The sequence below is a fragment of the Paenibacillus sp. FSL R5-0378 genome (assembly GCF_038009285.1).
In the GTDB taxonomy this organism is placed as follows: domain Bacteria; phylum Bacillota; class Bacilli; order Paenibacillales; family Paenibacillaceae; genus Paenibacillus_AQ; species Paenibacillus_AQ favisporus.
The window spans coordinates 5,463,365-5,477,415 of sequence record NZ_JBBPAY010000001.1; the positions used below are offsets into that span (position 1 = coordinate 5,463,365).

11 protein-coding genes and 1 tRNA gene are annotated in these 14,051 nt (G+C 53.8%); 1 reads left to right on the forward strand and 11 read right to left on the reverse strand.

The features are described from left to right. Positions 1-3: 3 nt before the first annotated feature. From MKY74_RS25245 to MKY74_RS25280, 8 genes are all read right to left on the reverse strand, one after another. Positions 4-348 carry a YojF family protein gene (locus MKY74_RS25245; RefSeq protein WP_076170972.1) on the reverse strand — a complete coding sequence of 115 codons (345 nt, stop codon included), beginning with the start codon at positions 346-348 and terminating at the stop codon, positions 4-6. Positions 349-548: 200 nt separating this feature from the next. Further along, positions 549-1,769 (reverse strand): MFS transporter, encoded by a 1,221-nt coding sequence (locus MKY74_RS25250; protein WP_076170970.1) that lies wholly within the window; start codon positions 1,767-1,769, stop codon positions 549-551. A 93-nt stretch (positions 1,770-1,862) separates the two neighbouring features. Next, entirely contained in the window at positions 1,863-2,267 is a 405-nt protein-coding gene (locus tag MKY74_RS25255) for a MarR family winged helix-turn-helix transcriptional regulator (RefSeq protein WP_076170968.1), read from the reverse strand. A gap of 276 nt (positions 2,268-2,543) precedes the next feature. Next, the gene (gene gyrA / locus MKY74_RS25260; RefSeq protein ID WP_076170966.1) at positions 2,544-5,009 is read right to left on the reverse strand and encodes a DNA gyrase subunit A; all 2,466 of its coding nucleotides are present in this window, start codon (positions 5,007-5,009) and stop codon (positions 2,544-2,546) included. Between the two features lie 11 nt (positions 5,010-5,020). After that, the gene (parE, locus tag MKY74_RS25265; protein ID WP_076170964.1) at positions 5,021-7,003 is read right to left on the reverse strand and encodes a DNA topoisomerase IV subunit B; all 1,983 of its coding nucleotides are present in this window, start codon (positions 7,001-7,003) and stop codon (positions 5,021-5,023) included. A gap of 81 nt (positions 7,004-7,084) precedes the next feature. Further along, complete coding sequence (locus tag MKY74_RS25270) at positions 7,085-8,074, reverse strand: ABC transporter permease (protein ID WP_076170962.1); 990 nt, start codon at positions 8,072-8,074, stop codon at positions 7,085-7,087. Next, a complete protein-coding gene (locus MKY74_RS25275) occupies positions 8,067-9,050 on the reverse strand; it encodes an ABC transporter ATP-binding protein (protein WP_076170960.1) in 984 nt (327 codons plus the stop codon). The genes MKY74_RS25270 and MKY74_RS25275 overlap by 8 nt, the downstream gene beginning before the upstream one ends. A gap of 33 nt (positions 9,051-9,083) precedes the next feature. Beyond that, positions 9,084-9,995 (reverse strand): GDSL-type esterase/lipase family protein, encoded by a 912-nt coding sequence (locus MKY74_RS25280; protein WP_341013131.1) that lies wholly within the window; start codon positions 9,993-9,995, stop codon positions 9,084-9,086. Between the two features lie 129 nt (positions 9,996-10,124). Between MKY74_RS25280 and MKY74_RS25285 the strand changes: the two genes are divergently transcribed. Further along, positions 10,125-10,197 (forward strand) — tRNA-Lys (locus MKY74_RS25285). A 189-nt stretch (positions 10,198-10,386) separates the two neighbouring features. Here MKY74_RS25285 and MKY74_RS25290 read toward each other — a convergent pair. The 3 genes from MKY74_RS25290 to MKY74_RS25300 all read right to left on the reverse strand — a co-directional run bounded on the left by MKY74_RS25290 (position 10,387) and on the right by MKY74_RS25300 (position 13,957). Next, on the reverse strand, positions 10,387-11,136 hold the full coding sequence (locus tag MKY74_RS25290) for a CAP domain-containing protein (RefSeq protein ID WP_076170958.1): 750 nt from the start codon (positions 11,134-11,136) through the stop codon (positions 10,387-10,389). A 257-nt stretch (positions 11,137-11,393) separates the two neighbouring features. Further along, the gene (gene mglC, locus MKY74_RS25295; protein ID WP_076170956.1) at positions 11,394-12,422 is read right to left on the reverse strand and encodes a galactose/methyl galactoside ABC transporter permease MglC; all 1,029 of its coding nucleotides are present in this window, start codon (positions 12,420-12,422) and stop codon (positions 11,394-11,396) included. 23 nt (positions 12,423-12,445) lie between these two features. Next, positions 12,446-13,957, reverse strand: coding sequence for a sugar ABC transporter ATP-binding protein (locus tag MKY74_RS25300; protein WP_076170954.1), 1,512 nt, complete (start codon positions 13,955-13,957; stop codon positions 12,446-12,448). Positions 13,958-14,051: the final 94 nt, after the last annotated feature.

Below are 14,051 nucleotides of genomic sequence, written 5' to 3' on the forward strand. Positions count from 1 at the left end.
TCGTTAAAATGGTTGGCGGCTCAGCTGAAGCGCCACGACGAGCTTGCCGTCGCTGTCATGTCCGGCCATGATCAGCCGATCCGTTTCCGTTTCTTCAAAATGGGTCAAGCCTTGGGAATAAACCCAGCCCTGCTCCATCTTGAGGCCGACCCGGTAAGGGCCAAAGCCGGCGATGGAGCCTTGCGAATATCGGACGACGCCGTTATGGATAAACGTCGATGCGGTAAATTTGGATGAATCGTTGTGCGAAGCGTAAGCACCCGTTGTCATTTCAAGGTGTATATAAAGGTCCTGGTTTTTCAGTGAATCTAGCATCTCCTGGACCATGCCGGGATTGATCAGCTGCATATTCCTTCCCCCATTCTGATAGCGTCTAACTGCAACATTATTTATTATAATTCAAAACAACGGGAAATCACAATCAAACCCGTAGATTTAGTCATCTTGGGCGGAAGAACGGGCGTGGCAAAGTCCAAAAATATGCATGACGAAAAAGGAAAGAAGCTGCCCATGACAGCTTCTTCAACACATGACATATTTATTGCCGTTTAATCGGCCAGTTCCCTGCCTTTGGTTTCCTTACCGAGAAGCAGCACTCCGATTGCACCAATCAGCACAATGACAAAAAACATGCCGAAAATGGTATCGATGCTGATGCCCTTGCCAACCATGACGCCTACGAGCAGCGGGGCAATTACGCCGCCGACCCGGCCAACCGAGGTGGCCAGCCCCACGCCGGTGGACCGCACCCGGGTCGGGTACAGCTCCGGCGTATAGGCATACATGCCGCCCCACGCACCGAGGTTGAAGAAGGACAAGCAGATGCCCGCGGCAATCAGCATGCCTTCGGTATCCGCATAACCGAACCACAGCGCACTCAGCGCCGTCAGCGTCAAATAAGTGACCATGACGAACTTGCGTCCGAACTTCTCGATGAAGTAAGCCGCGGTAAAATAACCGGGCAGCTGGGCGATCGTCATGATCAGCACGTATTCAAAACTTTTGACCAAACTGAAGCCTTTGAGAACCATGACCGACGGCAGCCACAAAAACATGCCGTAATAGGAAAACACGACGGTAAACCACAGAATCCAAAGCATCAGCGTAGAGCGGCTGTGCTCTTTAGCCCAAATCGACTTGAATTTGCTCCCGAAGGACAGCTTGGAGACGCTTGCCTGCTGTTCCTTGAAACGCGGCGCATCTTCGATGGATTTACGTAAATATATGGCATACAGCGCAGGTAAGGCCCCGATGACAAACGCAATCTGCCATCCGTACTTCGGAATGACGAAGTAAGACACCAGCGCAGCGACCAGCCATCCTCCCGCCCAGAAGCTTTCCAGCAGGACGACGGCTCTGCCGCGGTCACGTGCCGGCATCGACTCCGAGACGAGCGTTGAAGCCACCGGCAGCTCGCCGCCAAGACCGATACCGGTAATAAACCGCAGCAGGCACAGCACGGCAAAGCTTGCAGCCAACGCGGACAAGCCGCTCGCCACCGAAAAAATGAGCAGGGTCCACAGCAGGATCGTCTTGCGTCCGAACCGGTCGGCCATATAACCGGCAGCAGCCGCTCCGATGACCATGCCGACGGAGTTCATGCTGGTCAGGACCCCGACCTGCTGCGGTGACAGCTTCCATTCGGCTGTTAATGCCGTTACGATAAACGATATGATGCCGACATCCATAGCGTCGAACAACCAGCTGAAGCCGGCGCTAAAGAGCAGCTTTCTTTGCTTGGGGTGGCGCAAAAGCTCCAACTTACTCATCCATGATGACTCCTCTTGAAGAAATAATAGGGGTACAAGCATCGTTATCCATACGATGCCCTAAACGGCGCCTTCCAACACGCCCGGCGCGGTTTAGGCCGTGATTTTGCCCAATAGATACACCAGCAGCTGCTGGTTGTGAAGCGAGATTCGGCTCAGCACGCCGGACAGGAACGCATCGCGGATCTGCAGACCGCGGAGCACTTCGTTCTTGCCCTTTTCCGAAATGGACACCCACACGATCCGCCGATCGTTCAAATCCCGCTCGCGCTGGATCAGCCCGTTCTTCTCCATGCGGTCCAGCAGCATGGTGACCGCGGCAGGGCTTGTCGCCAGCAGCGGGGTCAAATCCGAAGGCTTCATCCGTTCCTGATCGCTCAGCACTTCAAGTACAGTTAGCTGAGACTCTGTCAGGGCCGGAGCGAGCTCGTTTTCCATATGTAATTTGTAATCTTTGCTTAGTTTAGACCACATTTTCGCAAATTCGGAAGTCTGCACTGTATATCCTTCCTTTCGCTCAGTATCTTGTAATCGTCATGATTTACATGATTAAGTTTCGCGCAATTTAAAGCAATTCCTTCTTCACCATGAAAAATTTCTTTGCTTGGTTCGTGAAAACTGTGTAAATTTACAGGAAAAACATCCCCTAAAACGCGGCTCCGATGGCCTTCCCGTGCCCATTTAGAACCTTTTCGGGGAGCCTCGAAATTTTTAAAAATTTTCGGTTAAAAACAAAGGGCATCCCGCAGCCCGGGATGCCCTTTGAGCAATAATTTATGATTTGGACTCCGTCCGGCTCGGCTCAGAGCCGGTCACGAGCAAATCGACAATCTCGTCTTTCTTCTCCACATGCACGAGCAGCTTGCCGATCGATTTCCGCTCGGCGAGCGGCGCCTGCTCCGAATTGAAGCTGAAGCTTTGGCCGGCTTGGGTCATGGCCGTGATCTCAAGCGGCTCGCGGCAATAAAAAGCTCCCGCGATGCGGGATCCGTTCGGCTTCACCCGCTTGCCTTCCTTGAACTCGAACGTAGCCAGTCCCTTGCCGCCGCGGCTCTGCGGCAGATAGTCCGCCAGCAGCGTCCGTTTGCCGTAGCCCAGATCCGTCAGGGTGAGGATTTCGCCCTCGTCCTCTTCTACCCACAGGGCGGATACGACCTCATCGCCTTCCTTGAGCTGAATTCCGCGCACCCCGGCGGATACGCGGCCCATCGCATTAACCTCCTGCTCCTTGAAGCGGATGCTCATGCCGTCCCTGCTGACCAGCAAAATGTCTTTGTCGTTATTGCTCATCGTTACCGTCAGAACCGCATCGTCGCTGCCGACCTTGCAAGCGGCAACCGCGCTGGAGCGGTTTGTCATGTATTCTTTCAGCTCCGTCCGCTTCACTTGGCCCTTGCGAGTCACAAAGACGAGCGATTTATCCGGCTGATCAAAATTGTTGACAGGGATGGCCCCGACAATCTCGTCTTCCTTCGCCAGGTTAATGACGTTGACGATCGCGGTTCCCGGGTCCTTCCACTTGAACTCCGGCACCTGATGCACCGGCAGCAGGAAGAACTGGCCTCGCTGCGTAAAGATCAGCAGATTATCCAGCGTGTTGACCTCCAGCACCCTGTTGACATAATCGCCCTCCTTCACCCCGGAGCTGTCCAGCTCCCCGCCGGAACGCGTAAACGACAGCATGCTCGTCCGCTTGATGTATCCATCGTTGGACAGAGTTACGAGCACATCCTCCGAGCTGACCATGACTTCCAGGTTGACCTTGATTTCTTCAACCTCGCCCTGGATCGAAGAGCGCCGGTCCACGCCGTACTTATCGCGGATTTCGAGCAACTCCTTGCGGATCAGCGCGATCAGCTTCTTGTCGCTCTCCAGAATCGCCTGGTACTGGGCGATCTTCTTATGCAGCTCGTCCAGCTCCTTCTGCAGCGTCGTGATCTCCAGGTTGGTCAGACGGTACAGCTGCAGGGTCAGAATCGCATCGGCCTGACGCTCCGTAAACCCGAACATCCACTGCAGGTTGTTCTGCGCATCCTGACGGTTGCTGGAAGCCTTGATCGCCGCGATGACTTCGTCCAGAATGTTCAGTGCCTTGACAAGCCCTTCGAGCACATGGGCTCTGGCCTCCGCCTTCTCGAGGTCAAACTGCGTCCGGTACGTCACGACCTCGCGCTGATGCTCGATGTAGGCCTGCAGCATCGCTTTCAGTCCAAGCTGCTGCGGCGCCTTGTTGACGATGGAAACCATGTTAAAGTTGTACGTCACCTGCAAATCGGTCTTCTTAAGCAGGTACGCCAGAATGCCCTGGGCATCCGCTTCCTTCTTGATTTCGACAACGATGCGCAATCCTTCGCGGCCGCTTTCGTCACGAACCTCCGAAATTCCCTCGATTTTTTTCTCGAGTCGAATATTCTCCATTTGTGTCACCAGCCGCGATTTGACGACCTGGTACGGAATTTCGGTAATGACGATTTGCTGCTTGCCGCCGCGCAAAAACTCAATGTCCGCTTTAGACCGGAGATAAATCCGCCCCTTGCCCGTCTGGTACGCTTCCTTGATTCCGTCTCCGCCCATGATCAGGCCGCCCGTCGGAAAGTCCGGACCTTTGATAAAGGTCATAATCTCGTCCAGTTCGATTTCCGGCTTCTGCATGACGGCGATGCATGCGTCGATCACCTCGCGCAGGTTGTGCGGCGGAATTTCGGTTGCAAAACCGGCGGAAATGCCGCTGACCCCGTTGACCAGCAGATTCGGATATCTGGAAGGAAGAACGACCGGCTCCTTGGCGGTATTATCAAAGTTGTCCTTGAACTGTACGGTGCGCTTCTCAATATCCCGCAGCAGCTCCATGGCGATCGGCGACAGGCGCGCTTCCGTGTAACGCATCGCTGCGGCCGGGTCATCGTCAATCGAACCCCAGTTGCCGTGACCGTCCACCAGCACATGCCCCATCTTCCAAGGCTGGGCCATCCGGACCATGCCGTCATAGATGGACGCGTCCCCGTGGGGATGATAGTTGCCCATGACGTCCCCGACGGTTTTGGCGGATTTGCGGTAAGGTTTATCCGGTGTGTTGCCCGAATCGTACATTGCATACAGAATCCGGCGCTGAACAGGCTTCAGGCCGTCCCGCACGTCGGGAATGGCCCGGTCCTGAATAATATATTTGGAGTACCGGCCAAAGCGGTCGCCGACGACCTCCTCCAGAAAGGCCGGCAAAAATTGTTCCGATAAGCTCATCCATTCACCTTCTATTCCTCGAACTCTCTAAAGTCCACGTTTTCCACGATCCAGCGCTTGCGCGGATCAATCTTGTCGCCCATCAGCGTGGAGACGCGCCGTTCGGCCTTGGCGGCATCCTCGATCTGCACCTGCAGCAGCGTTCTGGTATCCGGGTTCATCGTCGTTTCCCACAGCTGTTCGGGGTTCATTTCGCCGAGTCCCTTGTAGCGCTGAAGCTCGTAGTTTTTACCGAACTCTTTCAGATAGTTTTGCAGCTGCTCGTCGTTATATGCATAACGGATCGTCTCCAGCTTGCCGGATTTCCGCGTAATTTTGTACAGCGGAGGCTGAGCGATATACACTCTTCCGGCATCGATCAGCGGCTTCATGTAACGGTAGAAAAAGGTCAGCAGCAGCACTTGAATGTGCGCTCCGTCCGTGTCTGCGTCGGTCATAATAATAATTTTGGAGTAATTGCTGTCTTCGATTTCAAACTCGTTGCCGATGCCGGCCCCGATGGCGGAAATGATCATCCGGTATTCTTCGTTCTTCATAATGTCGGCGAGCTTCGCCTTCTCCGGATTCATCGGCTTCCCCTTCAGCGGAAGGATGGCCTGAATTTTGGAATCCCGGCCCTGCTTGGCCGATCCGCCCGCAGAGTTCCCTTCCACGACAAACAGCTCCGTACGGGTAAAATCCTTCGACTGTGCCGGCGCCAGCTTGCCGCCCAGATTCGAGCTCTCGCTGCGCTTCTTGCCGCTGCGCATGTCGTCGCGCGCTTTCCGTGCGGCTTCCCTCGCTTTGGAGGCCTGGATCGCCTTTTTGATCAGCGTCTGCGCCACCTGCGGATTTTCCTCGAGGAAAATCTGCATTTTCTCCGAAACGACCGCATCGACGGTGCTCCGCGCGGAAGCGCTGCCGAGCTGGTCCTTGGTCTGACCCACGAATTCGACCTCGGCCATCTTAACGCTGATGACCGCCATCATGCCTTCGCGCAGATCGTTCCCCTCAAGGTTTTTGTCCTTTTCTTTCAGCAGGTGATTTTTGCGGGCATAATCGTTCATCACGCGCGTGTAGGCCGTTTTAAAGCCTGTTTCATGCGTACCGCCGCCGCGAGTCGGAATCGAGTTAACGAAAGAAGCGATCGTTTCGGTATATCCTGCGTTGTACTGCAGGGCCACCTCGACCTCGACGTCTTCCTTTTCCCCATAAAAGTGAATGACGTCATGCATGACGTCTTTGCCTTCGTTCAGAAATTCGACGAACTGGCTGGCGCCGCCTTCATAGAAAAACTCGTCCTGGCGGTCCGCACGCTCGTCCTTCAGGACGATCCGCAGCCCGGAGTTCAAGAACGCAATTTCCTGAAGCCGTTCGGCGAGGGTATCGTAAGTTACGTTGATACCGCCCTGAAACACACGCGCGTCAGGCTTAAACGTCACCTTGGTGCCGGTCTTGTTCGTATTGCCCAGCACTTCCAGGCCGGTCACCGGCTCGCCGACGTGCTCCTTGCCGTTCTTGTCCTGCCAATATTCAAAACGCATCCGGTGAATCTTGCCTTCCCGGTAAATTTCCACCTCAAGCCATTCCGACAGTGCGTTGGTCACCGAAGCGCCTACTCCGTGCAAACCGCCGGACTTCTTGTAACCCGATCCGCCAAATTTACCGCCGGCATGCAGGATGGTATATACTACCTGCGGCGTAGGGATACCCGTCTTGTGCATTCCTGTCGGTATCCCCCGTCCGTTGTCCAAAACGGTGATAGATCCGTCTTTGTGTACCGTAATATCAATTCTCGTGCAGTATTTGGCTAAATGCTCGTCTACAGCATTATCAACAATTTCCCATACCAGATGATGAAGTCCGGATGAGCTGGTGCTGCCAATATACATACCTGGCCGTTTGCGAACCGCAACCAGGCCTTCGAGCACTTGAATGTCGTCAGCATCGTATCCGGTTTGGCCGTTCGGGCCGCCCTTTGATGACTCTGCAAACATATCGATCTGCTCGACCATTCATGCTCCCCCTTTGTGTTTCTTTATGTAGGATGAATTTCATCCAAAATGCAAACAGATGTTTTGTTATCCTTGTCCATTTTAATTCAAGATATCCCTTTTCGTAAAGACAAGGAAAGAGATTGCAATCGCAGCAGCCCCCCAAACCGTCAGCACGATGAGGGAAAACGTCAAGCTCATGCCCTCGATCGGCGCCGGTGTGCCCGACAGGTAGTTGGTCAGCTGCAGGTTGACCATAAACAAATATTTGGCGCTGTTCCATGCGGACGCCATGTTCGTCAATATAGAGCCGGCAATGAGCGCCGCCATCATGACGACGATACTGGCGGCGGTACTGCGGACAAGCACGGACACCATAAATGCGAGCACCCCGACGACAAGGCTGACGAACCAGGCTAGACCCGCCTGCATCAGCAGGTATTCCCACTGCGGGACGGCATGAACGGCGGTCATATCCACTTCCGAGCCGCGGATAAGAAAGCCAGTGAACACCGGAATCGTAAAGCCTTTGTAGCCAAATACCGCGCCCGAAATCAAATAAGTGATGATGACCGTCGCCACGACGATTAACGAATTGTACATGACCAGCGCGATTAGTTTACTGAGCAGCACCTTCCACCTTTTGACCGGCCGGGTCAGCAGCATTTTGATCGTGCCCGATGTCCTCTCGCCCGATACGATATCCGAGGCGATCGCCATTACCAACAGAGGAATGAACAAGGAAATGGAGTTGTCCAAAAACTCGCGGGTAAAGGTGACGCCGTTCGGCTCGTTCGGGTTCACGTCATGGTCCAGGTAATACTGCAGCTGCTGGATAAAAATTTTCCGGAACTTTTTCCATTCATCCGGAACGCGGTCGCTGCTGAGTGAATTTTCATTATCGGTGATCTGCTGCTGAACTTCAAGCCGCCAATCGCCGTGAAACTTCTCGCGCGTCCGTTCGGCCGAGCGCATCTGGGCATAGGTGAACATGGGCACCAGGACGACCAGGATGAGCAATACGACATAAAACCGTTTCTTTTTGATAATTTTGATCGTTTCGTTTTTGACCAGCGGAAGCAGGTTAATCAATGCTCTCACCTTCCGTCATTTTGAGGAACAGCTGTTCCAGAGTCGGATTAATTTTATGCACGCCATTGACTTCAATCCCTGCTGAAACGAGCTGTCTGACGATGGAGGCGACAAGCTGTTCGTCCATCCGGGTCACGATCGCTTCCTGCCCCATACCGGCGATGATGGCGTCATCGAGCACCTCTTCGGCGTCCGAAATCACCTCTACGCCTGCCTGCCGGCTGAGTAAGGACCTGCCTTCTCCCACGGAAGAGAGATCCCATATGACATATTGGGCATTTTCCGATACCAGCTCTTCAACAGGACCCACGGCCAGTACGCGACCCTTGCTGATGATGGCTACCCGGTCGCACAGCAGCTGAATTTCGCTCAGCAGGTGGCTGGACACAAATACGGCGAGCCCTTCATCGGCCAGCTGACGGATAAACTGTCTCAGCTCCTTGATTCCTTTCGGATCGAGCCCGTTGGTCGGCTCATCCAGGATCAGCAGCTTGGGCCGTCCCAGAAGGGCTTGGGCGATTCCAAGCCGCTGCCTCATCCCGAGCGAATACGTGCTGACCTTGTCATGAATGCGCTGGTCGAGCCTGACGATGTCAACCACTTCCTGGATACGCTGACGGTCTATACCGCGCTGCATCCGGGCAAAATGCTCAAGGTTCTCCCATCCTGTCAAATAAGTATACGCCTCCGGGTTTTCGACGATCGAGCCTACAAACCGGAGCGCCTGCTCCTGATTCTTGTTCACGTCGTATCCGCACACCCGGATGGTACCGCTGGTCGGCTTGATCAAATCCACCAGCATGCGGATGGTCGTCGTTTTGCCAGCCCCGTTCGGGCCCAGAAAGCCGAACACTTCGCCCTCCCGGACGTCGAAGGTGACATCGTGAATGATCCACTTCCGTCCGATCTTCTTCTTCACATGCTCCACCGACAGAACGACGTCATCCTGCGATTTCAAGATGCTTCCTTCAGACATATGCGCGCCTGACGCCCCTTTCCCGCTTCTTTCTCACAACATTCCCTGTACAATTCGCTCTGCAATCCGCTCATATCCTTGATCGTTCGGATGGAAATGATCCGTCGACAAATACTTGTTCAAACTGTGCTGAAACAGGTCGAACGTCGGAACAAACGTCATGTTGTCATATTTATTGATGACCGTGAGTGCGGCACTGTTCCACTCCGAAACGGCCTGATTACCGGCCACTTTAAGATCCTTCACGTCTACAAACGGATTATAGAGCCCGACGTAAATGATGAGCGCATCCGGGTTGATCTTCCGGATTTGCTCCAAAATTTGCTGCAGCTGTTTCTTCGCCTGGGGCAGCGCTTCCAGCAGCTCATCAGGGTCCAGATCCGCAGCCTCTCCGTCGTTGCCCGCGGTACCGGTCTGGCTGCCTGACAGCAGATCCGCCCCCTGGAACAAATCATTGCCCCCGATGGACAACAGAATGATGTCCGCCTCGCCAAGCACGTACCGGGTCCCTTGTTCCTTTAACTTCGGAAGCAATCCGGATGTGGTCAGCCCGTTAATGCCAAGATTGTTCAGCAGGGTCACCTTTTTGCCCGTAGCCTCCGCAAGCTTGGTCACACTTCGCCGCGCGAAGCCGCTCCCGGTGCTGTCGCCGGTTCCTTTGGCCAGGGAATCTCCAATGACCGCAGCCTTCAGCTCTTTTTTCTGTTCAATATTGCCCGGTGCCGTTCCTTCAGGTTTAGCGGAAGGAGCCGACAGGTTTAGCTTGCTGCCTTGGGGATGGTTGATATCCTGTACCGCGTATGCGAAGCCGGCGATGAGGAGGAGCGTTGCCGCGATGGACAGAATGCCGATAATCCGCCAAATCCACTTCGATGAACTCAAGACATAATCCCTCCACAGATCAATCTGAACGGTCGTTTCCGTAAACGTTATGTACATAAACATAAAACTTCTCCCGGCAATTTGCAAATCATGCCATATTCCCGGTTTTAACGCCAGTCTTTTTTGTCGATTTTGTGAACATAGTGGATATCGGGGAGAAACGGAGTTATAATATTCCCTGTTAGACGACGCGGGTTATTAGCTTAGCTGGTAGAGCAGCCGACTCTTAATCGGCAGGTCGCAGGTTCGACCCCTGCATAACCCATCAAAGCAGAATTCGTATGCTGAAGCATGCGGGTTCTGCTTTTTTCAATTCCTATGCAATCATCGGACTCACCGCCCTGACCCGGTTTTCCATATTCCCGAGGGATTGACCGAACTTTTCTTAAAATAAAAGGGTACCCCTGCCGAACGGCCATGGGGCACCCCTTTTGTTTAGATGATATATGAATGATTAGTTCGCAATAAACTCTTGAACCCAGACCCCATTATAGTAGGCCACGCCGATCGTGGTGTAATGGCTGTTCAAAATGTTCGCGCGGTGGCCTTCGCTGTTCATCCACGCATTCATGACGTCAGCCGGATCCTTTTGGCCTTTGGCGATGTTCTCGCCAGCATAGCTGTAAGAAATGCCGTACTTCTTCATCATGTCAAACGGAGATCCGTACGTTGGAGAATTGTGGTCAAAGTAATTGTTGCTGTACATGTCTTTCGCTTTGTCCATCGCCATACCGGACAGCTTCGTATTTTCCTTCAGCGCACCAAGGCCGGCTTTCGCACGTTCCTGGTTAACCAGCTTGATCACTTGAGCGGCATAGCCGGACTTGTCAGCCGTGTTGCTTCCGCTGTTGTTGGACGGAGTCGAAGGCGTCGTAGTCGTTGGCGTCGACGGCTTGCTCGTCTGTGGAGCCGAAGGCTTGCTTGTTTGCGGCGTGGAAGGTTTGGTCGTCGTTGGCTTGTCCGTTCCCGTTGTCGGTACGTTTACTTGCCCATTGGAAGGCAGCTCGTACACGAAGTTCCAATTCAAAGAACCGCCGTTATTTTGCAGCAGCTGCTCCAGGTAAGCCTGCAGGCTGCCGAGATCTTGTTTTTGAGGAGCGGAGGTGGCAGAAGCGGCTGATGCAGATCCGGACCCGATCAGTCCTGCAGCCAGTACGGCAGCGAAAGCTCCTCCGGCGATGGTCTTCATCATTCTGTTTTTCATCTTGCAAACATCTCCTTTTCGCAGTGAATTATCGTAAGTTGATTTCGTTTACACAGGTTACAAAGTTGTAAACAATCTACCCTCACATTGTAACATGTTTGTTTCTTCTGGCTACGCCTCAAATATTGGTAAACCTTCTTACATCAACCATCCGTCCTTCTTTCAGCCGAACTACTCCAGCTCCAGCACAAATAAGCCGCAGCATGAAATGCCGCAGCTTGTTTGCATAACGAGAAGATCGATTCCTTTATGGCCTATTACTTTTTGGCAGCATACTTCCGCATGTCGAAAGCGACGGCCGCTACGATGATCAATCCCTTAATGATGAGCTGCCAGTAAGGGCTGATGCCGATAAAGGTCAAGCCATAGTTGATGATCGTGAAGATCAGCACGCCCACCATGACGCCGGGCACCGTGCCAATGCCGCCGGTGGTCGACACCCCGCCGACGACGCAGGCCGCAATGGCGTCCAGCTCGTACATATTCCCGTAGTTGTTCGTTGCGCCGCCGGTTCTGGAGGCTTCGAGCACTCCCGCCAGCCCGTAGAGGGCGCCTGCGATAGCATAGATATAAATCAGGTACTTGGCGACGTTGATGCCCGATACTTTAGCCGCCTGGATGTTGCCGCCGATCGCGTACATGTATTTTCCAAGCTTCGTTTTCGTGAAAATGACCCACACGATGAACGCCACGAAAATGGCGATCAGCACGATATAAGGCACGGAATATTGCCCTTCGCCGATATATCCTGTACCGATCGCTGTGAAATCTTTGCGCAGACCCCCGATTGGCTGGGAGTTATTCGGCTCCATATCAAAATACAGCGAGTTCAGGCCGTACACGGCAACCATCGTGCCAAGCGTTGCGATAAACGGCGGAACGTTCAGCTTCGAGACGACCAGCCCGTTAACCAATCCGCACAGCAGGCCGACGATAATGGCCAGGACAATGGGCAGCAATACATGCAAATGTGGCAGATTCGGAAAAAAACGCGCAGCATAGTCCGAGCTCTGCAGCATCGATGCCGAGATAACCGCGGTCAGGCCGACGATTCGGCCAGCCGACAAGTCGGTTCCGGCTGTGATCAAAATGAACGCAACGCCAAGCGCGATGATGGCGCGGGTCGATGACTGGATAAGAATGTCCCGCAGCGAGTTTACGGACAGAAAAGAAGGATTGTAGATCGTAATCCCGATGACCAGCAGCACCAGCACGATGTAAATCGCATACTGCGAGGCAAATCCCTGAAATCTCCTGCCTGTGTTGATTTTATTGGTGTTCAGCATGTTAGTTCCTCCTTCGGCTTTCCCTAATGCTGGGCGGCCAGACGCATGATTTCTTCTTCCGTGGCGCTGCTTCCGTCCACGATGCCGGTCAGCCGTCCTTCAGACATCACCATAATCCGGTCCGACATACCGAGCAGCTCCGGCATTTCGGAGGAGATCATGATGATGCTTTTCCCCTGTTTCGCCAGGTCTTTGATGATCGTATAGATTTCAAACTTCGCTCCGACGTCGATACCCCTTGTCGGCTCATCCAGCAGCAGAATTTCGGGTTCGGTCAAAAGCCATCTGGCCAGCAGCACCTTCTGCTGGTTACCGCCGGACAAGTTCATGATCAGCGCCCGGGTGGTCGGCGTTTTGGTGCGCAGCTTCTCCACCATTTGATCGGCTTCCTGCTTTTTGCGTTTGCCGTCCAGCAGGAACAACGCTTTGCGATATCTCCCCAAATTGGCGATTGCCGCGTTTTCGTGCACAGGCAGAACGGAGAAGATGCCGGTGGCCCGCCGTTCTTCCGTCAGCAGCGCCATACCGAGCTTCTTCGCGTCCTCCGGCGACTTGATCTTGACCGGTCTGCCGTTCAGGGAAACGGAGCCCGAGGCGATGTCCCTCAGCCCGAACAGCGCTTCGATCAGCTCGGTACGCTGGGCGCCGACCAATCCCCCGATGCCGAGAATTTCCCCTTTGCGCAGCTCAAAAGAAATGTCTTTAAACGATTTCGGAATGGGCGAAGTCACGCCCTCAACCTTCAAAATCACTTCGCCAGGCACGTTTTCCTTCTCCGGAAACCGGTGTGTCAGGTCCCGTCCGACCATCTTCGCGATAATCATCTCTGTGGTCAGCTCGCTGGCCGGCCATGTGCCGATTTTGCTGCCGTCGCGCATAATCGTGACATCGTCGGAAATTTGCAAAATTTCCTCCATTTTGTGCGAGATGTAAATGATGGCCACCCCGCGTTTCTTAAGATCACGGATGATGCGGAATAAATGCTCGACTTCCACACCAGTCAAGGACGACGTCGGTTCGTCCATGATGATGACCCGCGCATGAAAGGATACTGCCTTAGCGATTTCGATGGACTGGATTTTGGAGACCGACAGCTTGCCGACCATCACGTCCGGATCAATATCAATGTCCAGCTGCTTGAACAGCTCCTTCGTGTCCCGGCACATTTTTTTATGGTCGATAAACCGGATGAATCCCGCGCCCTTTGTCGGAAAACGCCCCAGCCAAATATTTTCCATCACATTGCGAAAAGGCACCGGATGCAGCTCCTGATGAATCATCGAAATCCCCAGGTTCAGCGCATCCTTGGAATTGTTGATCTGGACCTTATTGCCGTCCAGCAGAATTTCGCCCGCGTCCGGCGAATAAATGCCGTACAGGCATTTCATTAAAGTGGACTTGCCGGCACCGTTCTCCCCCATCAGGGCATGAACCGTACCGGGCCTTACCTGCAGCGTAACCCCGTCCAGCGCCTTAACGCCGGGAAACTCTTTGCTGATCCGGTTCATTTCCAGTAAAAATTCACGCTCAGCCATAACTTCCGCTCCCTGCCCTCATCCAGAGGAAAGGACGGACCGCACTTCTCGTCCGCCCTTTCCGGGGATGGTTAGTTTAAGTCCAGCCTGTCGG

What these genes read in the sequence shown, in the direction of transcription:
- MKY74_RS25300 (WP_076170954.1), bottom strand. Translation starts at nt 13,957, where the DNA reads ATGGCTGAGCGTGAATTTTTACTGGAAATGAACCGGATCAGCAAAGAG.
- MKY74_RS25290 (WP_076170958.1), bottom strand. Translation starts at nt 11,136, where the DNA reads ATGAAAAACAGAATGATGAAGACCATCGCCGGAGGAGCTTTCGCTGCC.
- MKY74_RS25280 (WP_341013131.1), bottom strand. Translation starts at nt 9,995, where the DNA reads ATGTTTATGTACATAACGTTTACGGAAACGACCGTTCAGATTGATCTG.
- MKY74_RS25275 (WP_076170960.1), bottom strand. Translation starts at nt 9,050, where the DNA reads ATGTCTGAAGGAAGCATCTTGAAATCGCAGGATGACGTCGTTCTGTCG.
- MKY74_RS25245 (WP_076170972.1), bottom strand. Translation starts at nt 348, where the DNA reads ATGCAGCTGATCAATCCCGGCATGGTCCAGGAGATGCTAGATTCACTG.
- MKY74_RS25250 (WP_076170970.1), bottom strand. Translation starts at nt 1,769, where the DNA reads ATGAGTAAGTTGGAGCTTTTGCGCCACCCCAAGCAAAGAAAGCTGCTC.
- gyrA (WP_076170966.1), bottom strand. Translation starts at nt 5,009, where the DNA reads ATGAGCTTATCGGAACAATTTTTGCCGGCCTTTCTGGAGGAGGTCGTC.
- parE (WP_076170964.1), bottom strand. Translation starts at nt 7,003, where the DNA reads ATGGTCGAGCAGATCGATATGTTTGCAGAGTCATCAAAGGGCGGCCCG.
- mglC (WP_076170956.1), bottom strand. Translation starts at nt 12,422, where the DNA reads ATGCTGAACACCAATAAAATCAACACAGGCAGGAGATTTCAGGGATTT.